Here is a 23,303-nt window from a genome sequence, read left to right as displayed (position 1 = left end):
GCAGGATCGGTCCCGATGACCCTCGCGCCCGACACCACCCTGGCCGACCGGCTGCTGCCCTGGTACGTCGCGCACGCCCGCGACCTGCCCTGGCGCCACGCCGACGTGACCGGTTGGGGCGTGCTGGTCAGCGAGATCATGCTCCAGCAGACGCCGGTCGCGCGGGTCGAACCGATCTGGCACGAGTGGATGGCCCGCTGGCCACGTCCGTCCGACCTGGCCGCGGCGCCGACCGCGGAGGTCCTGCGCGCCTGGGGCAAGCTCGGTTATCCCCGCCGCGCGCTGCGCCTGCAGGCCGCGGCCGCCGTCGTCGCCGCCGAGCACGACGACGTCGTCCCGTCCGACGTCGAGACCCTGCTCGCCCTGCCGGGCATCGGCGCCTACACCGCGCGTGCGGTCGCCGCGTTCGCCTACGGACGGCGCTGCCCCGTCGTCGACACCAACGTCCGCCGGGTCGTCGCCCGCGCCGTGCACGGCCGCGCCGAGGCCGGCGACGCCTCGGCGCGTGATCTCCCCGAGACCGAGGCGCTGCTCCCCCTCGACGACGCCGCCGCGGCCCGCACCTCGGCCGCGCTGATGGAGCTGGGCGCGACCGTGTGCGTCGCGCGGGGCCCCCGGTGCGCGGACTGCCCCGTGCACGATCTCTGTGCCTGGCAGCACGCCGGCCGGCCGGCCCGGGACGGCCCGGTGAAGAAGGCCCAGCGCTGGGCGGGCACCGACCGCCAGGTCCGCGGGCGGTTGCTCGACGTGCTGCGCGGCGCCCCGGGACCGGTCGAGGCGCCGGCCCTGGAGTCGGCGTGGCTGACCGATCCCGCGCAGCGCGCCCGCTGCCTGGACTCGCTGCTCGTCGACGGGCTCGTCGAGCAGCTCGCCGACGGCCGGTTCGCGCTCCCGGGCGAGCCCGTCGACACACAGGCCACGCACGACCCGTCGTCGTAGGGTCGGGGCATGGCCGTCGTGAAGATCAATGCCATCAAGGTCCCCGAGGGCAACGGGGAGGAGCTGGAGCGCCGCTTCGCCGCCCGCGGCGAGTCGATCAAGGAGACGCCCGGCTTCCTCGGCTACGAGCTGCTGCGCCCCACGGCCGGGGACGACCGCTACTTCGTCTACACCCGCTGGGAGTCCGAGGAGGCCTTCGCGGCCTGGCGTGACGGCGGGGCGGCCGCCGCGGCGCACGCCGGTGAGCGCAAGCAGCCGGTCTCCTCGGGTGCGGACCTGTACGAGTTCGAGGTGGTGCTCTCGGTCGGGAAGGGCGGCGGGGAATCCTGAGCTCCCCCGAGCCCGACGAGGCTCAGGCCGGCGATCCCGACGACCTCGCGCAGGCGGCGGACCTGCTCGCCGGCGCGACGTCGCTGGTGATCGCCGCCGGGGCGGGCATGGGCGTCGACTCGGGCCTCCCGGACTTCCGGGGACCCGAGGGCTTCTGGCGCGCGTACCCGCCCTACCGGCGGCTCGGGTTGCGGTTCGAGGAGCTGGCCGACCCGGCGCACTTCGACGACGACCCCGAGCTCGCCTGGGGCTTCTACGGCCACCGGCTGGCGCTCTACCGCGCGACGGTGCCGCACCCCGGCTTCGGCGTGCTGCGCGGCTGGGCGGACCGACTGCCGACGCGGGTGTTCACCTCCAACGTCGACGGTGCGTTCCAGATGGCCGGGTTCGACGACGAGGACGTGACCGAGTGCCACGGCGCGATCGGCACGCTGCAGTGCTCGCGCCCGTGCCGCGAGGACACCTGGTCCGCGGACCGGGTCGAGGTGGCGGTCGACGAGACGACGATGCGGGCCGTCCCGCCGCTGCCGGGGTGCGATCGCTGTGGAGCGCTCGCGCGGCCGAACATCCTCATGTTCGGGGACGGCTCGTGGGTGCCCGGCATGCACGGCGAGCGGATGGCCGCCCACCGGGCCTGGCTGCGGGCGCAGGACGCGGCCGGGGTCGCCGTGGTCGAGCTCGGGGCGGGAACGGCCGTCCCGACGGTGCGGCGCCACGCCGAGCTGGCCTCGGCGTCGTCGGGGCGGCTCGTCCGGATCAACGTGCGGGAGCCGGAGGTCCGCCACGGGCACGGGGTCGGCCTCGCGGCAGGTGCGCAGGCGACGCTCGAGGCGTTGGACGCGCGGCTGGGCTGGTGAGGCGGCCGTCAGCGATGGCCCTCCGCTGACAGTTCTGACGTCAGGATGAACCTGTTCTGACATCGGCCAGCCGCAGCCCCCGCGCCGCCGCGACCCGCTCCGCCTCCTCGTCGAGACCCGACCACGACCCGTCGTCGAAGGCGGTGACCGCGAGCGTCAGCGTCCGGCCCGAGGCCTGCGGCCGCCAGGTCCCGACCACCTCGCCGTCGGCCAGCACCGCACCCGGGTGCCCCAGCGACGGCCACAACGTCCGCCGCCGGCCGGTCTCCGGGACGAGCAGCGCCCGGTCCCGTCCGGCGAGCAGCGGGTCGAACGGCGGCAGCAGCCGCAGTCGAGGCGGCGTGGGCGGGTCGGTGAGCAGGTCGAGCCGGTCGGGTGCCACCCACGCCCGCCGCCCCTCGACGGTCACCTCGGCGAGCCCGGCCGCGTCGACGGCCGGCCGCAGCGGCCCGGCCCCGGTCCCCACCCAGGCCGCGAGGTCCGCCGTCGTCACCGGCCCGAGGACCCGCACGGCTGCCGTCACGAGCCGGGCGACCGCGGCGGGCGAGCCCGGCCCCGACGGCGGTGTCCACCCGGGCGGGCGCGGGGTGAGCCGCAGCGTGCGGGCCGACGCGTCGAGCCCGATCCCGGCGGGGCCCGCGCCCAGGCGCAGCAGCTGGTCGTGGACGTGGGTGGCGCCGCAGGGCACGCAGTCGTACTGCAATGCGCGCGGCAGCACGGCGGAGACGGCGCCGCTGACCTCGCCCTTGGTCATCGGGTCCCGGACGACGTCGGCGAGCGCGCCGGCGACCGTGTCGATCGCGGCCAGCGGGGTGGTCCCGGTGCGCTCGACGCCGGGTCCCGACCAGTTCAGCCGGGCCGCGGCATCGTCGTCGTCGAGCGGGCGCAGGGCGTCCGCCCACGACCGCAGCGATCCGGCCCCGTGCCAGTGCGGCGCCCCGCGGTGGGTCCAGGCGAGCTCGAGGCCCCGCTCAGCAGGGGTCTCCGGCGCGCCAGGAAGACGGGCGGCCAGCGCGATCGCGGCGGCGGGGCCGAGGTGCTGAACGCCGAGCGCCAGGACGGCCGCGGCGCCGTCGTCGTCGTCGACCCGTCCCAGACCCTGCGCGGCGATCCGGAACGCGATCGCGCGCTCCCTGCTCACGTCCATCCGGCCAGCCTGCCGGTCGCCGGCTGACACGTGCTGTCAGGTCCGGCCGACGGGATCGCGTGAGGACACGGCGTGGGGAGGGTGACAAGAGCTGTCAGGTCATGCGGTAGGACTGTGACCCGTGCGTGCGAGCCGACTGCTCTCCCTGCTGATGATGCTGCAGGCGCGCGGCCGCATGACGGCGCGGGAGCTCGCCGACGAGCTCGAGGTGTCCATCCGCACCATCTACCGCGACATGGACGCCCTGACCGAGTCCGGCGTGCCGGTCTACGCCGACCGCGGTCCCGACGGCGGGTATTCGCTGCTCGAGGGCTACCGCACGCAACTCACCGGGATGTCCGCCGAGGAGGCCGACTCGCTCGCCCTGTCCGGCATGCCGGGCGCCGCCGCCGAGCTCGGACTGGGGCGGGTCCTCGCCGCGGCCCAGCTCAAGGTGCAGGCGGCGCTCCCGACCGAGCTGGCCGAGCGCTCCGCCCGCATCGCGGAGCGCTTCCATCTCGACGCACCCGGCTGGTTCCGGGAGGCCGACCACGTCCCGACGCTGACCGGGATCGCCGACGCGGTGTGGAACCAGCGGGTCGTGCGGATCCGCTACCGGCGGTGGGGCGACGAGGAGGTCGAGCGGGAGCTGGAGCCGCTCGGCATCGTGCTCAAGGCCGGGGTCTGGTATCTGGTGGCGCGGCCGCACGGCGTCGGGGATCCGCGCACCTACCGGGTCGCGCGGGTGCTCGAGCTGGAGACGCTCGACGTGCGCTTCGACCGGCCCGAGGGGTTCGACCTGTGGCGGTACTGGAACGAGCGGTCCTCCGAGCTGACGGCGTCGCTGTACCAGGCGGAGGCGGCGGTGCGGCTCTCGTCGTTCGGGATGGAGCTCGCGCCGGTGGTGCTGCGGCCGCACACCGCGCGGGCGCTGGCGGAGCGGGAGTGGCCGGTCGACGACGGGGGGTGGACGAGTGCGGTGATCCCGATCGAGTCGATCGCGGCCGCGCGCTCGGAGCTGCTCGGGCTCGGCGCGGAGATCGAGGTCGTATCGCCGCCCGCGCTGCGCGAGCAGATGCGTGACACCGCGGCGGCGCTGGCGTCGTTGTACGGGCCCGGCTGAGGATCAACGCCCGGCGGTGCTCGGCTGTCCCCGTCGTCCCGCCCGGAAGGAGATGACGAGGATGAGCGCGATGCTGACCCACAGCGCGTACTGATCGACCTTCAGCACGACGTCGACGGCGGTCTGGCCCAACCCGTACCCCAGGCCGGCGACGAGCCCGACGACGAGGGCCGACCCGATCGCGTCGAGCACCAGGAAGACCACCAGCGGCAGCCCGGCGAGCCCCGCCAGCAGGAACAGCGGCACGGACGGCACCCCGGGCAGCGCCGCGGCGATGACGATCAGCCCGATGGTCCACGGCGGCCATGACCGGACGCGCTCGACGAACCGCGTGGCGCGCCCGGGCGGGGTGAAGAACCGGACGCCCTTCGCGCCCCACCGACGGCCGGCCCACCAGAAGAGCCAGTCGAACTTGATCATGCCGAACACGCCGGCCGCGACGACGAGCCACACATCGGTGCCGCCGATCCGAGCGAACGCCGACGCCGCGCCGACCGCCGACAGGCTGCCGGTGACGGCGCTCAGCGCGACGGGGTGCGTGGCGAGCAGGAACGGTCGGACCGGCAGCGATCCCAGCAGCAGGACGGTGACCGCGACCGTCGAGAAGATCAGGACCTTGTCGGCGCGGGCCATCGGGTGCTCCCACGGCCGGATGTCGCGCCACTGCTGCTTGGCGGCCTCGATCTCCTCGGGGGTGTACTCGCGACGGGACCACGGCCGCCGTGGGGAACCCTTCGTGGACGGTGTCGGCGCGCCCTCGTCCGGCTCCCCCACGTCACTCTCCTCGCGCCGCTGGTCCACCTCTCCGGGCCCGACGCTAGCGAACGGGCGGGCGCCGACGAGAGATCCGATCGCCGGGCCGCCCCGAGTTCCGAGCGAGGGGCACGTTCGGTCGATCTATTCGAGCGAAGGGCCCCTTCGCTCAGAACGAGCGCCCGCCCGGCGTTCTGGCGGTGGGCGCCCATGGCCGATCTATTCGAGCGAAGGTGCCCTTCGCTCAGAACGGGGACGGAACAACCCGGGCCCCGCACACACGACGACGCCCCGGCCACCACGAGGGTGACCGGGGCACCGGGTCGTGCGGGGTGGATCAGCCGTCCGCCTGGTCCGCCTGGTCCGACGTGCCCGAGGTGCCGACCGTGGCCACCTCCGGGGTGTCCGGAACCGGGGTCGGCTTGGCCTCACCGCGGAACGTGAACGTCGCCGATTCGGGCGCGGCCTTCGTCCGGCCCTGGTCGTCGGTCTCCGGCGTCCAGCCCTCGACGTCGACCAGCACGATCTGCCCGGGCTCGATCTCCCCGAACAGGATCTTCTCGGAGAGCTGGTCCTCGATCTCGCGCTGGATCGTGCGACGCAGCGGCCGGGCACCGAGCACCGGGTCGAAGCCGCGCTGGGCGAGCAGCTTCTTCGCGTTCTCGGTGAGCTCGATCGACATGTCCTTGTTCGCCAACTGCTTCTCGGTGCGACCGATCAGCAGGTCGACCATCTGCGTGATCTCGTCCTCGCGCAGCTGGTGGAACACGATGATGTCGTCGATGCGGTTGAGGAACTCGGGACGGAAGTGCTTCTTGAGCTCGTCCGTCACCTTGTTCTTCATGCGCTCATAGTTCGAGCCGGTGTCCTGACCCGACTGGAACCCGAGGCCGACCGCCTTCGAGATGTCCTGCGTACCGAGGTTCGACGTGAACACGATGACCGTGTTCTTGAAGTCGACGATCCGGCCCTGACCGTCGGTCAGGCGGCCGTCCTCCAGCACCTGCAGCAGCGTGTTGTAGACCTCGGAGTGGGCCTTCTCGATCTCGTCGAAGAGGACCACCGAGAACGGCTTGCGGCGCACCTTCTCGGTGAGCTGGCCGCCTTCCTCGTAGCCGACGTACCCGGGGGGCGCGCCGAAGAGCCGCGAGGCCGTGTAGCGGTCGTGGAACTCGCCCATGTCGATCTGGACGAGCGCGTCGTCGTCACCGAACAGGAACTCGGCGAGTGCCTTGGTCAGCTCCGTCTTCCCGACGCCCGAGGGCCCCGCGAAGATGAACGACCCGGACGGCCGCTTCGGGTCCTTGAGGCCGGCCCGCGTGCGGCGCATCGACTGCGAGACCGCCTTGACGGCGTCCTCCTGGCCGATGATCCGCTTGTGGAGCTCGTCCTCCATGCGGAGCAGACGGGTGGTCTCCTCCTCGGTGAGCTTGAAGACGGGGATGCCGGTCCAGTTGGCCAGCACCTCGGCGATCAGCTCGTCGTCCACCTCGGCGACGACGTCGAGGTCACCCGACTTCCACTGCTTCTCGCGCTCGGACTTCTGGCCGAGGAGCTGCTTCTCCTCGTCCCGCAGGCGCGCGGCCTTCTCGAAGTCCTGCGCGTCGATCGCCGACTCCTTGTCCCGGCGGACGTCGGAGATCTTCTCGTCGAACTCGCGCAGGTCCGGCGGCGCGGTCATGCGGCGGATGCGCATGCGGGCGCCGGCCTCGTCGATCAGGTCGATCGCCTTGTCCGGCAGGTATCGGTCGTTGATGTACCGGTCGGCCAGCGTCGCGGCGGCCACGAGGGCCGGGTCGGTGATCGAGACGCGGTGGTGCGCCTCGTACCGGTCGCGGAGCCCCTTGAGGATCTCGATGGAGTGCGCCACCGACGGCTCCCCCACCTGGATCGGCTGGAAGCGGCGCTCGAGCGCGGCGTCCTTCTCGACGTGCTTGCGGTACTCGTCGAGCGTCGTCGCGCCGATGGTCTGCAGCTCACCGCGGGCGAGCATCGGCTTGAGGATCGACGCGGCGTCGATCGCGCCCTCGGCGGCACCGGCACCCACGAGCGTGTGCAGCTCGTCGATGAACAGGATGATGTCGCCGCGGGTGCGGATCTCCTTGAGCACCTTCTTGAGGCGCTCCTCGAAGTCACCGCGGTACCGCGAGCCGGCCACCAGCGACCCGAGGTCGAGGGTGTAGAGCTGCTTGTCCTTCAGCGTCTCGGGGACCTCGCCCTTGACGATGGCCTGGCCGAGGCCCTCGACGACGGCGGTCTTGCCGACGCCGGGCTCGCCGATGAGGACCGGGTTGTTCTTGGTCCTCCGGGAGAGGACCTGCATGACCCGCTCGATCTCCTTCTCCCGGCCGATGACCGGGTCCAGCTTGCCCTCGCGGGCGGACTGGGTGAGGTTGCGACCGAACTGGTCGAGCACGAGCGACGACGACGGGGTGCCCTCGCCACGCTGGCCGCCGGACTCCGTGGGCTCCTTGCCCTGGTAGCCCGAGAGCAGCTGCAGCACCTGCTGGCGCACCCGGTTGAGGTCGGCCCCGAGCTTGACGAGGACCTGGGCGGCGACGCCTTCGCCCTCGCGGATCAGCCCGAGCAGGATGTGCTCGGTGCCGATGTAGTTGTGGCCGAGCTGCAGCGCTTCGCGCAGCGACAGCTCCAGCACCTTCTTGGCCCGCGGGGTGAACGGGATGTGCCCACTGGGGGCCTGCTGACCCTGGCCGATGATCTCCTCGACCTGCTGGCGTACGCCCTCCAGGGCGATGCCCAGCGACTCGAGGGCCTTGGCGGCGACGCCTTCGCCCTCGTGGATCAGCCCGAGCAGGATGTGCTCGGTCCCGATGTAGTTGTGGTTGAGCATCCTGGCCTCTTCTTGGGCCAGGACGACCACCCGCCTCGCGCGGTCGGTGAACCTCTCGAACATCCGTCACTCCTGACTGCTGCGCCGGCGGACTCCCGCGCACCGCCCCGTCGTTGCCGACACGGCCCGCACGGACCCTGGCTGGTGCCCCCGCGACCCGGGCGCACCCGGAGCGCGATGACTCGACACCGTACGACCATCGTATCGGTCGCGGGCGCCGCCACCGGGTGTCGCTGGTTGCGGCACCGTGACGGCGGACACGTCGATCTTCGGTGGTCGTGCGTGGTCGGAGCGGGCTCGTGCCCGCCCCGCACGGTCACCGCCTGGTCACCGTGTCGTTGCCAACGATGCCAACTGGACCACTGTTCCGGGAAGGCGTTCGCGGAGGGAGAACGCCCGGATCGGGCGATGCCCGGGGAAGTTCCGGCGCCGCGGGCAGATGCTGCACGCGCCCCACCCCGACCCGGACCTCACCGGCCCCACCCGACGACGGCCGTCACGCCACTCCCTCCGGGATCGGCCCGGACAGGTGGAGCCCGAGCACCCGCCACCGCCCGTCGTCGCGGCGCAGCACCAGGGTGATCCGGAACCGGCCGTCGGCCCGGTGCCCGCCGTAGCTCGCGCGCTGGTCCTGCACCCCGACGACGAGGGCCGTGTCGCCCCGCACCCGGGTCGTCCCGACGGCGAGGGTGACCGACTCCACACGCAGTCCGTCGCGGTGCCGGCGCCGCCACGCCGGGCCGTCGAGGACGAACCCGACCGGCCCGACGGCGAGGAAGTCGTCGGCCAGCAACCCGGCCGTCGCCGCGTCGTCGCCCGAGGCCTCGGCCGCCTCCCAGCGGCGCACGACGTCCTCGACCTCGGCGCTCATCGGACCGGCTCCGGGTCGCGGGCCTCGGCGACCCGACGCCGGGTCACCGGCAGCACGGCGCTGACCCACACCAGCCAGATCAGCCCGCCGAAGCGCACCACGGGGAGCAGGTACTGCAGCGGCGGCACCACCAGCGACAGCACGGCCACCACCGCGACGGCGGCCAGCACCAGCCCGGCCCACGCGAGCGGCGACGGCACCGTCCGCCCCAGCAGCGTCGGCACCGAGACGCCCGCGATGAGCAGACCGAAGGCGACGACGAAGCCGGCCCCGCCGGCGGCGAAGGACAGCTGGTTCATCCCGACGACGGCGGCGCTCGGGTCGCCGGGGAGGGCGGCGAGGGCGGCGCCCGCCCAGGCCGCGACACCGGAGAGCGCGAGCATCCCGGCGGCGAGGAGCCCGCCGGCGAGCCCGAGCGTCGGGCCGGCCACCCGCAGGCCGAGCCGGTGCAGCCGGTGGTGGACGGCCGCGACCCACACCGCCAGCGGCACCGCGGACGCCAGCAGGAGGGTCGCCGACAGCTGCGCGGCGACGACGTGGTCGCGCAGCAGCGCGAGCGTGGTCGCCGGGTCCGCGTCCGGACGGGTGCCGGGATGCAGCACCGCGGCCGCGACGGTCAGCGCGGCCCAGGCCAGGGCGGGCGCGAGAAGGGGTGGCCCGCCGCGGCGGGCGTGGGTGGGGACGGCGTCGGACGTCATCACGGGTTCCTTCGCTGGAAGAATCGTTACAAGTTGTCATCGTTGACTCGGAGATACGATCCGTCAAGAGGTACCGTTCGGTCCGTGGACGAACGACGGCCGACCGGAGCGGCGTTCCTGCTCACCCAGCTCGGCACCCACGCCGCGCGCCGCTTCGCCGACCGGGTGTCGGCGGTGGACCTCACGCCGCCGCAGTCCGGGCTGATCCGCGCCGTCGCGCAGGAGCCGGGACGCAGCCAGCAGGCGCTGGCCGCACAGCTGGGGACCCCGGCGACGCGGCTCGTCGCGCTCGTGGACGCCCTGGAGAAGCGCGGCGTGCTGGAACGGCGGCGCAACCCCGACGACCGGCGGCTGTACGCGGTCCACCTCACGCCGGCGGGCGAGGAACTGCTCGCCGACCTCGGCCGGCTCGCCGCGGAGCACGAGGCCGACCTGCTGGCCCCGCTCTCCCCGGAGGAGCGGCGCTCGCTCGCCGGGCTGCTGGGTCGCGTCGCGGCCGCGGAGGGCCTCACCCCCGGCGTGCACCCGGGCTACCGTGACCTCCCGGACGACGACCGTGGACCCCAGGGAGCTCCGCCGTGCGGGACATGACGATCTTCTCCGGTTCGGCGCACCCGGAGCTGGCCCAGGCGATCTGCCGCCAGCTCGACGTGCCGCTCTCCCCCTCGCGGCTGACCCGCTTCACCAACGACTGCCTCGAGGTCCAGCTCCAGGCCAACTGCCGCGAGCGCGACGTGTTCCTCGTCCAGCCGCTGGTCCCGCCGGTCCAGGAGCACCTCGTCGAGCTGCTGCTCATGATCGACGCGGCCCGGGGCGCGTCGGCCGCGCGGATCACGGTCGTCATGCCGCACTACGCGTACGCGCGCTCGGACAAGAAGGACGCCCCGCGCATCTCGATCGGCGGGCGGCTGGTCGCCGACCAGATCGTCGCCGCGGGCGCGGACCGGATCCTCGCGACGACGCTGCACTCGCCCCAGGTGCACGGCTTCTTCTCGGTCCCGGTGGACCACCTGCACGCGCTCTACGAGCTGGCCGGCCACCTGCGCGGCGTGGACCTCTCCAACGCCGTCGTGATGTCCCCCGACCTCGGCAACGCCAAGGAGGCCAGCTCGTTCGCCCGCATCCTCGGGGAGCCGGGGCGCCCGCTCCCGGTCGCGGCGGCGGCCAAGCAGCGGATGCCGGACGACCGGGTCGAGATCTCGTCGATCATCGGCGACGTCGAGGGCCGCGACGTGATCGTGCTCGACGACGAGATCGCCCGCGGCTCGACGATCATCGAGCTGCTCGACCGGCTGCGGGATCTCCACGTCGCGTCGGTGCGGGTGGGGTGCACCCACGGACTGTTCACCGAGGGCGCCCTCGACCGGATCGCCGCGCGCGACGACGTCACCGAGATCTTCTGCACCGACACCGTGCCGAGCCCGTCGGCCCACGGGACCGACAAGCTCACGGTCGTCTCCGTCGCGCCCGCCCTCGCCGAGGCGATGCGACGGATCCACAACGGCGAGTCGGTGAGCGTCCTGTTCGACCCCGCCGGGGCCGAGCTCGCGGGGCCGGACCGCTGATGGACGTCCGGGCGTTCGCCGACCACGACTGGCCGCAGGTCTGGGCGCTCGTCGCCGGGGCCGCCCGTGACGGCGACACCTACGCCTACGACCCGGGGATGACCGAGGAGAGCGGCCGGCGCGCGTGGCTGCGTCCCCCGCCGGGACGGGTGCTGGTCGCAGCCGACGGCGAGGCCGTGCTCGGCACCGTCAGCATGGGGCCGAACCGCGACGGGCCCGGTCGCCACGTCGCGAACGCGAGCTTCCTGGTCGCGCCGGACGTCCGCGGCCGCGGGGTCGGGCGCGCGCTCGTGCGCGCCGCGCTGGAGACGGCCCGCGCCGACGGCTACGCCGGGATGGTGTTCAACGCGGTCGTCGCGACCAACGTCCACGCGGTGCGGCTCTACGAGCAGGAGGGGTTCGCGATCGTCGGCACGGTCCCCGAGGCGTTCACGCACCCGACGGCGGGCCGGGTCGGCCTGCACGTCATGTACCGGGCCCTCTGAGCCGTCACGCCGTCGGTTCCCGGGCGAGCAGCGCCCCGGTCCCGGTCCGGGTGATCTGCTCGACCAGTTCGAGCCGTTCCAGGGGCACCCCGCCGGCCAGCCACCGGGTGACCAGGTGGGTCGTCCCGGCCACGACGAACACCGCGGCCGTCCGCAGCCGCTCACGGTCCTCGGGGCGCAGCCGGAGCACCTCGTCGAGGACCAGGTCGGCGAACTCGTCGACCGCGTCGTCCCGCCGGGCCAGGAGACGCGGCTGGCCGGGCGACTCGGCGTAGAGGCGCGCGACCGCCGGGTTGCCGTCGAGGGTCTCGGTGAACACCTCCACGGCCCGGGTCGCCCGGGCGCGGGTGTCGCCGTCCACCTCGCGCAGCGACGCCACGATCGCCCCGTGCAGGCCGGCGTAGACGTCGTCGGCCAGGGCGGCGAGCACGGCGTCGCGGTCGGCGAAGGCCTCGTAGAAGTACCGCTTCGTCAGGCCCGCGCGGGCGCACACGGCCTCGACCGTGAGGCCCACGACGCCGACCCCGCCGACGACGTCGAGCGCACCCGAGAGGAGGCGGGCCCGGCGATCCGTGCGGCGTTCCTCCGCGCTGGCCCCGCGATAGGTCCTGACGGCGGGCGACACCCCTCCATGGTGACACGGATCTCCGACAGCCCGTGTCGCACCGTCGAGGGGACCCCTCCGGAAAGACAGATCAGGAATGTGCCTTGTGGTAGGCCTCGCTGACCTCGGAGGGAATGCGGCCGCGTTCGGAGACCGTCATGCCCTGCTTGCGGGCCCATTCCCGGATCGCCTGGTTCTGCTCGCGGTCGACCGACGCGCGGCCACCGCCGCGGCGCGTGGTCGCTCCCGAGGCCGGAGCCGCGCCACGCGACGAGCGCCGGCGGCCGGACAACCGCCGGGAGTGCGCGACGTAGTCCGCGAGGATGTCACGCAGCTTCGCGGCGTTCGAGTCGGACAGGTCGATCTCGTAGGTGGCCCCGTCGATCCCGAACTCGACCGTCTCGTCGGCCTCGGTCTCGTCCAGGTCGTCCACGAGGGACACGACCACTTTCTGCGCCACGCGGCAATTCCTTCCACGACCCCCGATGAGGCCGGCATGACGGCGAGACGCGCCGCACTACCGGAATGGTTCGCGGCGGAGCGTAAATGTGCCGACCACGCCGTGTCGAGTCGACCCGGCCGATCACGCCGACCTCACGGGAATCGTGTGCCGCACCCCGCCACGGATTTCCCGCGGCGGGGTGCGCTGAGCTGCTCAGTCGGGAACCGAGGACTCGTCGTGCACGACCACGGCGAACATGTCGGAGAGCGCCGCGAGGCTCGCCTGCTGCAGCGAGGAGGCGGGCACGGTGCCGTCCGGACCCGGCAGGGCCCGCGTCGCGGTGGCGCCCGCGACGACCGTCGGGGCGAATCCGAGGTTGAACGCGCTGCGCGCCGTCGAGTTCACGCACATGTGCGTCATGAACCCGGCGAGGACCAGGTTCGTGACGCCCGCGCCGCGCAGGTACTCCTCGAGGTCGGTGCCGACGAACGAGCTGGGGAGGTTCTTGACGACCCGGTGCTCGCCCGGCTTCGGGGCCACGGCGTCGACGATCGCGCCGATCTCGGCGTTCGTGTCGTACGGCGTGCCCGCGCCCGCCTCGTGCTGGACGTGGACGATCGTCGAGCCGGCCGACCGGGCCCGGTCGAGCAGCCGCGCGGCCTGCTCGATGGCCGGGTCGACGTTCTCGAGCGCCATCACGCCCTGGGTGTAGGTGTTCTGGAGGTCGATCATGATCAGCGCGGAGCCGGTCAGCGAGGCCGGGTCCCCGGACATGCCGGTGAGTTCACGCAGGGTCGCGCTCGGGGTGGTCATTCGTTCTATCTCCTCGTCGAGATGGGTCGAGAACGGGTCGTGACGCACCGAAGGGCACCTCCGGCCGCCCGGAGCGGTCGGAGGTGCCCTTCGGCGTGGAGAGCTACGGGAGGCTCACCGGCCCTCGAGGGCCCGCCATTCGTCGTCGGAGAACAGCCGCGAGCGGATGATGAACCGGACGCCTTCCGGCGCCTCGACCGAGAATCCGCTGCCGCGTCCCTTGACGACGTCGACGGTGAGGTGGGTGTGCTTCCAGTACTCGAACTGCGAGGCCGACATGTAGAAGCCGATCGGCTTCTCCAGGCCCTCGACCTTGAGGTCACCGAGGTGCACGTCCTGGCCGCCGATCTTGAACTCACCGTCCGGGTAGCACATGGGGGCGCTGCCGTCGCAGCACCCGCCGGACTGGTGGAACATCAGCGGGCCGTGGATGTCGGTGAGCGTCACGAGGAGCTCGGAGGCCTGCGGGGACAGGGCGACCCGTTCGGTCGTCCCGGAGCCCGGCACCTCCGGCACCTGATCGGTGACGTCGGTACTCGTGCTGATCTGCGTCATGAGATCCCCTCCTCCTGCCGGCCGGACCGTGTCCTGATCGGTGGGATCAGAAGAAGCCCTGGGCGTTCTCCGAGTAGCTCACCAGCAGGTTCTTGGTCTGCTGGTAGTGGTCGAGCATCATCTTGTGGTTCTCACGACCGATACCCGACTGCTTGTACCCGCCGAACGCCGCGTGGGCCGGGTAGGCGTGGTAGTTGTTCACCCAGACGCGGCCGGCCTGGATGTCACGCCCTGCACGGTAGGCCGTGTTGGTGTCCCGCGACCACACTGCGGCACCGAGGCCGTAGAGGGTGTCGTTCGCGATCGAGATCGCGTCGTTGTAGTCGGAGAACTTCGCGACCGAGACGACCGGACCGAAGATCTCCTCCTGGAAGATCCGCATCGAGTTGTTGCCCTCGAACACGGTCGGCTGGATGTAGTAGCCGCCGGAGAGGTCGCCACCGAGGTCGGCCTTCTCGCCACCGGTGAGGATCTTCGCGCCCTCCTGGCGGCCGATGTCGATGTAGGACAGGATCTTCTCGTACTGGTCGTTCGAGGCCTGCGCGCCGATCATCGTGTCGGTGTCGAGCGGGTTGCCCTGCTTGACCTGCTCGGTCCGCTTGACGGCCTGGCTCAGGAACTCGTCGTAGATGCCGCCCTGGATGAGCGCACGCGACGGGCAGGTGCAGACCTCGCCCTGGTTCAGGGCGAACATCGCGAAGCCCTCGAGCGCCTTGTCGTAGAACGCGTCGTTCTGCGAGGAGACGTCGTCGAAGAAGACGTTGGGGCTCTTGCCACCCAGCTCGAGGGTGACCGGGATCAGGTTCTCGGAGGCGTACTGGGAGATCAGACGGCCGGTGGTGGTCTCACCGGTGAACGCGATCTTCCGGATGCGCGGCGAGGACGCGAGCGGCTTGCCCGCCTCGACGCCGAAGCCGTTGACGATGTTCAGCACGCCGGGGGGCAGCAGGTCGCCGATGACGTCCATGAGGACGTGGATCGAGGCCGGGGTCTGCTCGGCGGGCTTGAGGACGACGGCGTTGCCGGCCGCGAGGGCGGGCGCGAGCTTCCAGATCGCCATGAGGATCGGGAAGTTCCAGGGAATGATCTGGCCGACCACGCCCAGCGGCTCGTGGAAGTGGTAGGCGACCGTGTCCTCGTCGATCTGGGACAGGTGGCCCTCCTGGGCCCGGATCGCACCCGCGAAGTAGCGCAGGTGGTCGATCGCGAGCGGGATGTCCGCCACCAGGGTCTCGCGAACGGCCTTGCCGTTCTCCCAGGACTCCGCGACGGCGATCTTCTCGAGGTTCGCCTCGATGCGGTCGGCCGCCTTGTTCAGGATGTTGGCGCGCTCGCCGACCGAGGTCTTGCCCCAGGCCGGAGCGGCGGCGTGGGCCGCGTCCAGGGCCTTCTCGACGTCCTCGGCGGTGCCGCGGGCGACCTCGGTGAAGACCTGGCCGGTCTGCGGGGTCGGGTTCTCGAAGTACTGGCCCTTGGCCGGGGCGACGTACTCGCCCCCGATGTAGTGGTCGTAGCGGGGCTTGAAGCTGACGACGGAGCCGTCGGTGCCCGGGGCCGCGTACGTGGCCATGCCTGATCCTCCCGATATTCGACCTGGCAGGCGGCTCTTTCCGCCCGCCGATGTGACGCACGATGTGCGCCCACCTGTGACGTAGGACGCTAGGAAGCCCGGGGTTGCAGCCGCGTTGCACGCGGACGCGGCGCTCACGCGAGGGTCACATCCGTAGATGCGGGTCACTGGACCGATCGAGTTAGGATTGCCTCACTAGCAGTCCGGGAGCACGATGGAAGGTCGACACGATTCCACGAGGTGGTGGATGACGAGAGGTCTCAGGGGTTCCGGGGCCGACGCACTCATCTGGGGAGATCCCATGGAGCGCGCGGCCCTCCTCGCGCGCGTGCGCGATGCGGTGCTGGCCGGCGGGTCGGCCGAGGTGGCGCCCCGGGACGTGGTCTCGGACTCCTGGCGCCGCTCGCTCGCGGCCCACGTCGACCCCGATCACGGGGCACCGACCCATGTCTTCGACGATCGTGAGCTCGCCGCGGTGCGGGAGTCCCACCCGCTGGCGCCGGTGCTGCCGATCCTGCGGACGACCTTGCTCGAGATCGCCGACGAGGCGATGCACGTCATGATCGTCACCGATGCCCAGGGCCACATCCTGTGGCGCGAGGGCGCGGCTGGGATGCTGCACATCGCGGACGACCTCGAGCTCGCCGAGGGCTTCCGGTGGAGCGAGGACTCCGCGGGCACCAACGCCATGGGCACCACGCTGGCCTCGGACTCCCCCGTCCAGATCCACTCCTCCGAGCACCTGGTCGCGCAGTACCACCGGTTCACCTGCGCCGCGGCCACGATCCACGACCCGGACTCCGGCGAGGCGGTCGGCGCCGTCGACCTCACCGGTCCGGTGCGCACGTTCCACCCGAGCACCCTGGCGCTGGTGTCGGCGGCGGCCAAGCTCGCCGAGAACCACCTCGCGACCCGCCAGGCCATCCGGGACGAGCGGCTGCGGGCCAGGAACCTCCCGCACCTCACCGGGCTGGGCGACGCGCCCGGTGCCCTGCTCAGCCCGGCCGGCCGCGTGCTCGCGGCGACCCCGCACGGCTGGATCGACGACCGGATCACGCTACCCGGCGCGGGCGAGCGGATCGGGCTCGGCGAGCACGGCGAGGGCGTGCTCGAGCCCCTCGCCGAGGGCTGGCTGCTCCGGCTGGAGCGTGCGTCCTCGGTGCGGCACCGCCCGACGCTCGCGCTGCCGTTCCTGGGTGTGCCACGGCCGGTCGCGCGCCTCGACGGCCGCCCGGTGCGGCTCAGCGCCCGCCACGCCGAGCTGCTCGCGCTGCTGGCGCTGCACCCCGAGGGGCTGACGGCCGACGCGCTCGCCGTCGAGCTCTACGGCGAGCGCGGCAACCCGGTCACCGTGCGCGCCGAGATGCACCGGCTGCGGGCGCTGCTGGAGGGCACCCCGAACGGCACCGGGGCGGTGCGGACGGGGCCCTACCGGCTCGAGGCCCGCGTCGACGCCGACTTCCTGACGCTGCGGGAGGCGGTCCGGGCGGGCCGGCTGCCCGACACCGAGCTCGTCGGGCGCGGCGAGCTGCTGCCCACCTCGGACGCGCCGGGCATCCGCGCACTGCGCGACGAGCTCGACGTCGGGGTGCGGTCGGCCGTGCTCCGCAGCGGCGACACGGCCGCGCTGTGGGCACTCGCGCGCACGCCGGCGGGGCGCCAGGACGCCGAGCTGGTCGAGCGCCTGCGCCACGTGCTGCCGGTCAGCGATCCCCGGCACGCGGAACTGTTCACGCCGGAATAGGTGCGCTTCGCGCTTGTGAGCACTAATTGAGGCTCTGGCGTCAATTAGTGCTCACAGGCGACGGAGTCGCACCTACCGACGACGACGCTCCTCCCGCGCCCGGGCGGCGGCGCGCACGCGCACGAACACCGCCCGCAGGCCCTGGAGCGTGAGGTCGGGGATCTGGTGGGTCACCGTCGAGCACTCCGGCGCCACGACCGGCGCGAGCCCGCCCGATGCCACCACCGCGACCGGCCGCCGCCCCTGCCCGTCGCGGGAGGCGATGTCATCGGCGAGCCGGGTGACGAGGCCGTCGACCATCGCCGCCGCGCCGAGCACGAGCCCGACCTGCATGCTCTCGACCGTCGAGCGCCCGAGCGCCGACCGCGGCGCCACCAGCTCCACGGGCCGCAGGCCGGCCGCCCGCGTCGAGAGCGCCTCCGCCGAGACCGCCACGCCCGCCGCGATCGCGCCCCCGAGGAACTCCCCGGACGCCGAGACCGCGTCCACCGTCGTCGAGGTCCCGAACACGACGACGACGCACGGCCCCCCGACCCGCTCGTAGGCCGCGAGCGCCTGCACCACGCGGTCGGCGCCGACCTCCTTGGGGTTGTCGACGAGCAGCGGCACGCCGGTGCGGACCCCCGGCTCGACGAGCACCTGCTCGACGCCCGGGAAGTGCCGCTCGCACATCCCCCGGAGCTCCCGCAGCAGCGCCGGCACGGTGGACAGCGCCGCGACACCGTCGACCTCGGCGAGCAACGGCCCGAGCATCCCCCGCACGGTGAGCGCCAGCTCGTCAGCCGTGGCACGCCGCTCGGTGCGGATCCGGGCCGACCACCGAGCCGTCGCGCGGTCGGCGCCGCCGGCCTCGTCGTCAGGATCCTCCGTGGTCTCCGGACGGGGGTAGAGCGCCAGCGCGGTCTGGGTGTTGCCGACGTCGATGCAGAGCAGCACCCGGACCGGCCCTAGTTCAGCGCGGCCTGCGCCCGGGTGCCGGGCACGAGCAGCGAGGACTCCGGCGCGTTCTCCGGGACGCGGGCCGGGTCGGCCGACTCGTCGAGCACGCGGTTGGCGTCGTCGACGAAGACCACCCGCGGCTGGAACTCCCGCGCCTCGGCGTCGTCCATCTGCCCGTAGGCGATGAGGATGACCAGGTCGCCCGGGTGGACCAGGTGCGCGGCGGCACCGTTGATCCCGATGACACCGGACCCCTCGTCGCCGGAGATCACGTAGGTCTCGAGGCGGGCGCCGTTGGTCACGTCCACGATCGCGACCTGCTCGCCCGGCAGCAGATCCGCCGCGGCCATGAGGTCGGGGTCGACCGTGACGGACCCGACGTAGTGCAGGTTTGCGTCGGTCACCGTCGCGCGGTGAATCTTCGACTTGAGCATCGTGCGCAGCATCAGATTCTCCCCACGGGCAGGTACTGGTTCGTCGTGGTCGGCGTCGACACGGTCATCCGGACAGCCCCGACTCCTTGCGCACCACGGAGACCGCGGCGTTGTCGATCAGGCGGGTCGTCCCCGCCCGGGCGGCGATCAGCAGCCGGGCGGGGCCGATCTCGGGAGCCGGGCCGAGGTCGGGGTCGCGCAGCTCGACGTACTCGACGTCGAGCCCCGCCTCGCCCTCGAGGACGCCGCGGGCGGCGGCCACGACCGCCGCGGGGCCCTGCTCCCCCGCGTACCGGCCCGCCGTCAGGGCGGCGGAGATCGCGACGGCGGCGCGCCGGCCGTCGTCGTCGAGGTAGGCGTTGCGCGAGGACCGGGCCAGGCCGTCCTGCTCGCGCACCGTGGGGACGCCGACCACGTGCACGTCGATGTCCAGGTCGCGCACCATCCGGCGGATCAGTGTGAGCTGCTGGTAGTCCTTCTCGCCGAAGAACACGACGTCCGGGGCGGCGATCGCGAAGAGCTTGTTGACCACGGTCAGCATCCCGCCGAAGTGCCCCGGCCGGGCCGCGCCCTCGAGCTGGTCGCCGAGCGGGCCCGGGTCGATCGAGGTCGCGAAGCCCGCCGGGTACATCGTCTCGACATCGGGGGCGAACACCAGCTCCACGCCCTCCTCGCGGCACATCTGGAGGTCGGCCTCGAACGCCCGCGGGTAGCGGTCGAAGTCCTCGTGCGGCCCGAACTGGCGCGGGTTCACGAAGATCGACACGACGGTCGTCGAGCCGGGGATCGAGCGGGCCCGGCGCATCAGCTCGCGGTGGCCCTCGTGCAGGGCCCCCATGGTCGGCACGAGCGTCACCCGGCGCCCGCCGCCGCGCAGCGCCTTGGTCACGCGGCGCAGCGTGTTGGGGTCCGAGTGGACGGTCAGGTCGTCCCGGGCGTAGCGGGGCTTCGGACGCCCGGTCTCGTTGGTACGCAGGCTGGACGGGCGGGTCACGGCGAGTGCCTCTCGAGCGCGTCGGCGATGTTGGCGGTGTCGTCCGGCCCGATCAGGCCGCCGTCGCGGGCGCGCTCGGCGGTCCGGCGGGCGAGGGCGCGGTAGAGATCGGCCGACGCGGGTGCGCGCCGGTCGAGTTCGCGCAGGTGGGTCGCGACGGTGCCGGCGTCGCCCCGCGCGACGGGTCCGGTGAGAGCCCGGTCCCCGTGACGCAGCGCATTGTCGAGCGCCGCGGACAGCAGCGGGGCGAGCACCCGTTCGGCGGGCTCGATCCCGGCGTTGGTGAGGATGTCGGCGGCCTCGCGGACCAGCGTGATCAGGTGGTTCGCGCCGTGGGCGAGCGCCGCGTGGTACAGCGGGCGGAGCTCCTCGGGGACGCGGACCGGCTCGGCCCCGATCTCGACGACGAGGGCCTCGCCGACCAGCCAGGCCGCCTCGGCGTCCTCGGTGCTCGCGTCCCCGGCCGTGACCCCGACGCACGCGCCGGCGAGCCGGGTGACGTCCTCGGCCCGCCCGGTGATGGTCATCGCCGGGTGCAGCGCGATCGGCAGGACGTCGTGCTCCGCGGCCGGGCCGAGGACGCCGACGCCGTGCGCGCCGCACGTGTGCACGAGAATCTGGCCCGGACGCAGGCATCCGGACGCCGCGAGGCCCCGGACCAGTCCGGGCAGCACGTCGTCCGGGACGGCGAGCAGGGCGAGGTCGGCCTTCCGGACCACCTGGTCGGGCGGGAGGATCTCCGCGTCCGGGAGGAGCTCCTCGGCACGGGCTCTCGACGCGCGGGACACGGCGGAGGCGGCGACGACCGAGTGGCCGGCACCGGCCAGCGCGGCGCCCATCACGGCGCCGACCCTCCCGGCGGAGACGACCCCGACGTCGAGACGGGCCGGTCTGGGCTCAGGCGTTGCCGGCCCGGCGTCCTTGCCGGAGGCAGTCACGTGGACACCCCTCACTACGGTCGTCGTTCCCGTCCCGCGCAGCGGGTACCGGACGATGCGACCGCGAGGGTAGACGCGGAGTGACCCGGACACGGCGTCCGGGTGATCGGCTTCACCGCGGGGGTCGGCGCCGTGCGTCGCCGCGAGGGGCACTCGGCGCAGGTTCCGAGCACGCGCGAGCGGCGTCATGTGCTCGTGATCAACGTTCGGGGCGGGCTCCATCCGACGAGGGGCACTGTGCGCAGGTGCTGAGCGGGCGCGAGCTGCTTGTAGTGCTGTTGATCAGCGTATGGGGAGGGCCCTCTCCGACGTGGGGCACTCGGCGCAGGTTCCGAGCCCATGCGAGCTGCCTCATATGCTCGTGATCAAGCCGACGGGGCGGCGGCTCCGGCGGCCGAGTTGATCAGCGATCCTCCGGCCGCCCGTGCCGCGGCCCCGACCCCGGCTGGCCCGGACCCGGCTGCCCCGGATACGGCTGCTGCCCCGGACCCGGCTGCCCCGGATACGGCTGCTGCCCGGGATACGGCTGCGCGGGAGGCGGCGGGCCGGGCGCGTACCCGGGCGGGCCCGGCTGCGGCGGGATCGGCCCCGGCCCGGGCGGACCGGGCGGCCCCGGCTGCGGCGGCATCGGCCCGGACGGCGGGCCGGCGGCGTGCCCGGGCGGACCAGGCTGCCGCGCCGGGCCGGGCGGAGGCGGACCCGCGTACGACGGCCCGCCAGGCTGCGGCAGCGCGCCCGACGGCGGGTACGGCCCACCCGGGCCGGGCGGCCCCTGCTGCGGGACGCCGGGCGCGGTGACCGCGGCCATCCGGGTGCGGCGCACGTTGTCGAGCAGTTCGTCGTGCCACTCGGGCTTCGGGGGGATCGCCCCGCGGTCGGCCCGGGCGCGCAGGAACGCCAGCTCCGAGACCGCGTGCTGGTAGTGCACGACGGCGTCCGCGGCCGGCTTGCCCGCGGTGCGCTTGACCGCGGCGCGCCAGCGTCGGCGTCCCGCCATGCTGCCGAGCAGTGGCACCTCGCTCTCGGCGATCCAGCCGGCCGCGGCGAACCCGGGCATCTGCCGGGCCAGGACGTCGCGCTCCCGGCGTCGCTGCCACAGCACCAGCGCGACGATCGCGAGGAACATCGGCAGCATGATCAGGATGTAGACGCCGAAGAAGCCGGGCCCGAGCTGCGTGGCCGAGTTCCACAGCGCGTGCAGGATCACCGCGAGCACGTACCCGACCAGGATCGCCAGGGCCCCGCCGGCCCGGGAGCGCACGGTCGCCGCGATGCCGACCCCGATGCCCGTCATCGACGTGAACAGCGGGTGGGCGAACGGCGAGAGCAGGCCGCGCAGGATGAAGGTCGCGACGATGCCCGCCGTCGGGGTCGCGCCGGCCTCGGTGAACGCGCGCCCGAAGTAGATGATGTTCTCGGTGAACGCGAAGCCGGCACCGACGAAGCCGGCGTAGACGATCCCGTCGACGATCCCGTCGAACTCGCGCCGCCGGAGCAGCAGCAGCCCGACGAGGAACGCGCCCTTGACGAACTCCTCGACCAGCGGCGCCGAGACGACGGCGCCGACCACGTCGCCCTGGCCCTGCCCCAGCAGCAGTTCGGCGGCGATCACCGCGCTCGAGTTGATGACGAGCGCGACGAGCGCGGCCAGGCCGGCGCCCCAGAGGAACGCGGTCAGCAGCAGCCGCGGCGGCTCGGGCTCCCACCGGTCGATCCACGCGAAGGCCAGCAGCACCGGGCCGACCGGCAGCAGGGCACAGATGGCGCCGACGATGACGCCGGCCGAGCCGATCTCGGTGCTCGCGAGCCCGACCGCCGCGAGCGCACACACCCCCAGCACGATGAGCCCGAGGATGGGCCAGACGAGCGTGCGCCGTTGTTCGGGCGCAAGCCGGACCGGGGTGGCGATCACCCTGCCGCAGGGTAGTGGCGCGGCAGTCGGAGTACCGAACGGGGACGTCAGCGCCTGCGGCGGCGGCCCTCTTCGGAGTGCGCGGCCAAGAGCTCGGCGACGGTGCGCCCGTCGGTCGCGGGTCGCGACGACGGGGGCGGCGGACCGGGCGCACGCCGCGGCGGGCCCGGGGGCGGTCCGGCCGGCGGGGTCGGCGGACCGGAGGGTGAGATCGGTGGGCCGGACGGCCGGCCCCCGGCCACGACCTGCAGCGCCGGACGGACCGCGTGCGTCTCGGTCTGCTCCAGGTGGGACCGCAGCCGCTCCAGCTCGGCGCGCAGCCCGGCGATCTCCTCACCGGACTCGGCGGCCACCTCGCGGCGGACGGTCCGTTCGACGGTGAGCTCGTGCTCGCGCCGTGCGTCCACCTCGGCGGCCAGCTCGAGCTCGTAGGTGCGGCGCAGGGACTCCTCGCGCGCCGCGGCGTCCCCGCTGCGGGCCGCTCCACTGCGGCGGGCCAGCGCCGCGACCGCGAGCAACGTCGCCCACAGCCCGGCGATGACGCCGAGGCGCAGCATCCGCCCGTCCTCGCTCACGACGACCACGACGGCCGCCACCACCGCGAAGGCCCCGGTCAGGGCGAGCAGGATCCGGACGACCGGGTCACCGGCCCGTCCGGCGCCGCCGTCGGATGCCGGGGGAACCCCTCGACGTCGGGACCCGCGGTCCCGGCCGGCGGCACCCTCCTCGGATGCCATGGAGCTCAGCCTAGGCGAGAGCG

General features: G+C 73.4%; 24 protein-coding genes. 8 read left to right on the top strand and 16 right to left on the bottom strand.

The features are described from left to right. Positions 1 to 15 precede the first annotated feature (15 nt). The 3 genes from LQ327_RS11800 to LQ327_RS11790 all read left to right on the top strand — a co-directional run bounded on the left by LQ327_RS11800 (position 16) and on the right by LQ327_RS11790 (position 2,126). Positions 16 to 939, top strand: a complete 924-nt coding sequence (locus tag LQ327_RS11800; RefSeq protein WP_230733603.1) for an HhH-GPD family protein — start codon at positions 16 to 18, stop codon at positions 937 to 939. A 9-nt stretch (positions 940 to 948) separates the two neighbouring features. Then, entirely contained in the window at positions 949 to 1,269 is a 321-nt protein-coding gene (locus tag LQ327_RS11795; RefSeq protein ID WP_230733601.1) for an antibiotic biosynthesis monooxygenase family protein, read from the top strand. Positions 1,270 to 1,376: 107 nt separating this feature from the next. Continuing rightward, positions 1,377 to 2,126, top strand: coding sequence for an SIR2 family NAD-dependent protein deacylase (locus LQ327_RS11790; RefSeq protein WP_230735025.1), 750 nt, complete (start codon positions 1,377 to 1,379; stop codon positions 2,124 to 2,126). A 40-nt stretch (positions 2,127 to 2,166) separates the two neighbouring features. Here the strand turns inward: LQ327_RS11790 and LQ327_RS11785 are convergent, their stop codons facing one another. Beyond that, positions 2,167 to 3,273, bottom strand: a complete 1,107-nt coding sequence (locus tag LQ327_RS11785) for a winged helix DNA-binding domain-containing protein (RefSeq protein WP_230733599.1) — start codon at positions 3,271 to 3,273, stop codon at positions 2,167 to 2,169. Between the two features lie 121 nt (positions 3,274 to 3,394). Here LQ327_RS11785 and LQ327_RS11780 point away from each other — a divergent pair, with 121 nt between their 5' ends. Further along, positions 3,395 to 4,375 carry a helix-turn-helix transcriptional regulator gene (locus tag LQ327_RS11780; RefSeq protein WP_230733597.1) on the top strand — a complete coding sequence of 327 codons (981 nt, stop codon included), beginning with the start codon at positions 3,395 to 3,397 and terminating at the stop codon, positions 4,373 to 4,375. Positions 4,376 to 4,378: 3 nt separating this feature from the next. Here the strand turns inward: LQ327_RS11780 and LQ327_RS11775 are convergent, their stop codons facing one another. From LQ327_RS11775 to LQ327_RS11760, 4 genes are all read right to left on the bottom strand, one after another. Next, on the bottom strand, positions 4,379 to 5,149 hold the full coding sequence (locus LQ327_RS11775; RefSeq protein WP_230733595.1) for a DedA family protein: 771 nt from the start codon (positions 5,147 to 5,149) through the stop codon (positions 4,379 to 4,381). A 316-nt stretch (positions 5,150 to 5,465) separates the two neighbouring features. Then, a complete protein-coding gene (locus tag LQ327_RS11770) occupies positions 5,466 to 8,042 on the bottom strand; it encodes an ATP-dependent Clp protease ATP-binding subunit (RefSeq protein WP_230733593.1) in 2,577 nt (858 codons plus the stop codon). A gap of 433 nt (positions 8,043 to 8,475) precedes the next feature. Continuing rightward, on the bottom strand, positions 8,476 to 8,850 hold the full coding sequence (locus LQ327_RS11765; RefSeq protein ID WP_230733592.1) for a nuclear transport factor 2 family protein: 375 nt from the start codon (positions 8,848 to 8,850) through the stop codon (positions 8,476 to 8,478). After that, a complete protein-coding gene (locus LQ327_RS11760) occupies positions 8,847 to 9,548 on the bottom strand; it encodes a DUF4386 domain-containing protein (protein ID WP_230733590.1) in 702 nt (233 codons plus the stop codon). Before LQ327_RS11760 ends, LQ327_RS11765 begins: the two co-directional genes overlap by 4 nt. Before the next feature lie 84 nt (positions 9,549 to 9,632). Here LQ327_RS11760 and LQ327_RS11755 point away from each other — a divergent pair, with 84 nt between their 5' ends. Genes LQ327_RS11755 through LQ327_RS11745 form a run of 3 tightly spaced genes read left to right on the top strand, consistent with a single transcriptional unit; the run spans position 9,633 to position 11,598 of the window. Next, on the top strand, positions 9,633 to 10,139 hold the full coding sequence (locus LQ327_RS11755) for a MarR family winged helix-turn-helix transcriptional regulator (RefSeq protein ID WP_230733588.1): 507 nt from the start codon (positions 9,633 to 9,635) through the stop codon (positions 10,137 to 10,139). After that, complete coding sequence (locus tag LQ327_RS11750; RefSeq protein ID WP_230735023.1) at positions 10,136 to 11,113, top strand: ribose-phosphate diphosphokinase; 978 nt, start codon at positions 10,136 to 10,138, stop codon at positions 11,111 to 11,113. The genes LQ327_RS11755 and LQ327_RS11750 overlap by 4 nt, the downstream gene beginning before the upstream one ends. Beyond that, positions 11,113 to 11,598, top strand: a complete 486-nt coding sequence (locus LQ327_RS11745) for a GNAT family N-acetyltransferase (RefSeq protein WP_230733586.1) — start codon at positions 11,113 to 11,115, stop codon at positions 11,596 to 11,598. The genes LQ327_RS11750 and LQ327_RS11745 overlap by 1 nt, the downstream gene beginning before the upstream one ends. A gap of 4 nt (positions 11,599 to 11,602) precedes the next feature. Here the strand turns inward: LQ327_RS11745 and LQ327_RS11740 are convergent, their stop codons facing one another. The 5 genes from LQ327_RS11740 to exaC form a co-directional block, all read right to left on the bottom strand. Then, a complete protein-coding gene (locus LQ327_RS11740) occupies positions 11,603 to 12,223 on the bottom strand; it encodes a TetR/AcrR family transcriptional regulator (protein ID WP_230733584.1) in 621 nt (206 codons plus the stop codon). Between the two features lie 70 nt (positions 12,224 to 12,293). Next, positions 12,294 to 12,662 carry a histone-like nucleoid-structuring protein Lsr2 gene (locus tag LQ327_RS11735; RefSeq protein WP_230733582.1) on the bottom strand — a complete coding sequence of 123 codons (369 nt, stop codon included), beginning with the start codon at positions 12,660 to 12,662 and terminating at the stop codon, positions 12,294 to 12,296. Between the two features lie 195 nt (positions 12,663 to 12,857). Beyond that, a complete protein-coding gene (locus LQ327_RS11730; protein ID WP_230733580.1) occupies positions 12,858 to 13,457 on the bottom strand; it encodes a cysteine hydrolase family protein in 600 nt (199 codons plus the stop codon). Between the two features lie 114 nt (positions 13,458 to 13,571). Beyond that, positions 13,572 to 14,012 carry a DUF779 domain-containing protein gene (locus LQ327_RS11725; protein WP_230733578.1) on the bottom strand — a complete coding sequence of 147 codons (441 nt, stop codon included), beginning with the start codon at positions 14,010 to 14,012 and terminating at the stop codon, positions 13,572 to 13,574. Positions 14,013 to 14,058: 46 nt separating this feature from the next. Then, positions 14,059 to 15,582 carry an acetaldehyde dehydrogenase ExaC gene (exaC, locus tag LQ327_RS11720; RefSeq protein WP_230733576.1) on the bottom strand — a complete coding sequence of 508 codons (1,524 nt, stop codon included), beginning with the start codon at positions 15,580 to 15,582 and terminating at the stop codon, positions 14,059 to 14,061. A gap of 301 nt (positions 15,583 to 15,883) precedes the next feature. Between exaC and LQ327_RS11715 the strand changes: the two genes are divergently transcribed. Further along, positions 15,884 to 17,326 (top strand): GAF domain-containing protein, encoded by a 1,443-nt coding sequence (locus tag LQ327_RS11715; RefSeq protein WP_230733574.1) that lies wholly within the window; start codon positions 15,884 to 15,886, stop codon positions 17,324 to 17,326. 72 nt (positions 17,327 to 17,398) lie between these two features. Here LQ327_RS11715 and LQ327_RS11710 read toward each other — a convergent pair whose 3' ends face one another. The 6 genes from LQ327_RS11710 to LQ327_RS11685 all read right to left on the bottom strand — a co-directional run bounded on the left by LQ327_RS11710 (position 17,399) and on the right by LQ327_RS11685 (position 23,280). After that, entirely contained in the window at positions 17,399 to 18,262 is an 864-nt protein-coding gene (locus tag LQ327_RS11710) for a type III pantothenate kinase (RefSeq protein WP_230733571.1), read from the bottom strand. An 11-nt stretch (positions 18,263 to 18,273) separates the two neighbouring features. Further along, complete coding sequence (gene panD / locus LQ327_RS11705) at positions 18,274 to 18,711, bottom strand: aspartate 1-decarboxylase (RefSeq protein ID WP_230733570.1); 438 nt, start codon at positions 18,709 to 18,711, stop codon at positions 18,274 to 18,276. A 52-nt stretch (positions 18,712 to 18,763) separates the two neighbouring features. Beyond that, entirely contained in the window at positions 18,764 to 19,693 is a 930-nt protein-coding gene (gene panC, locus LQ327_RS11700; RefSeq protein WP_230733567.1) for a pantoate--beta-alanine ligase, read from the bottom strand. Next, the gene (locus LQ327_RS11695) at positions 19,690 to 20,631 is read right to left on the bottom strand and encodes a Rossmann-like and DUF2520 domain-containing protein (protein ID WP_230733564.1); all 942 of its coding nucleotides are present in this window, start codon (positions 20,629 to 20,631) and stop codon (positions 19,690 to 19,692) included. Before LQ327_RS11695 ends, panC begins: the two co-directional genes overlap by 4 nt. Positions 20,632 to 21,034: 403 nt before the next feature. Continuing rightward, complete coding sequence (locus LQ327_RS11690; protein ID WP_230733563.1) at positions 21,035 to 22,543, bottom strand: PrsW family intramembrane metalloprotease; 1,509 nt, start codon at positions 22,541 to 22,543, stop codon at positions 21,035 to 21,037. Between the two features lie 47 nt (positions 22,544 to 22,590). Further along, positions 22,591 to 23,280: a DUF6779 domain-containing protein gene (locus tag LQ327_RS11685; protein WP_230733561.1), complete on the bottom strand. Its 690-nt coding sequence runs from the start codon at positions 23,278 to 23,280 to the stop codon at positions 22,591 to 22,593. Positions 23,281 to 23,303 lie beyond the last annotated feature (23 nt).

Source organism: Actinomycetospora endophytica (assembly GCF_021026375.1).
GTDB lineage: Bacteria > Actinomycetota > Actinomycetes > Mycobacteriales > Pseudonocardiaceae > Actinomycetospora > Actinomycetospora endophytica.
The sequence above is the reverse complement of the archived record's forward strand: the minus strand, read 5'-3'. Positions and strand labels throughout refer to the sequence as shown.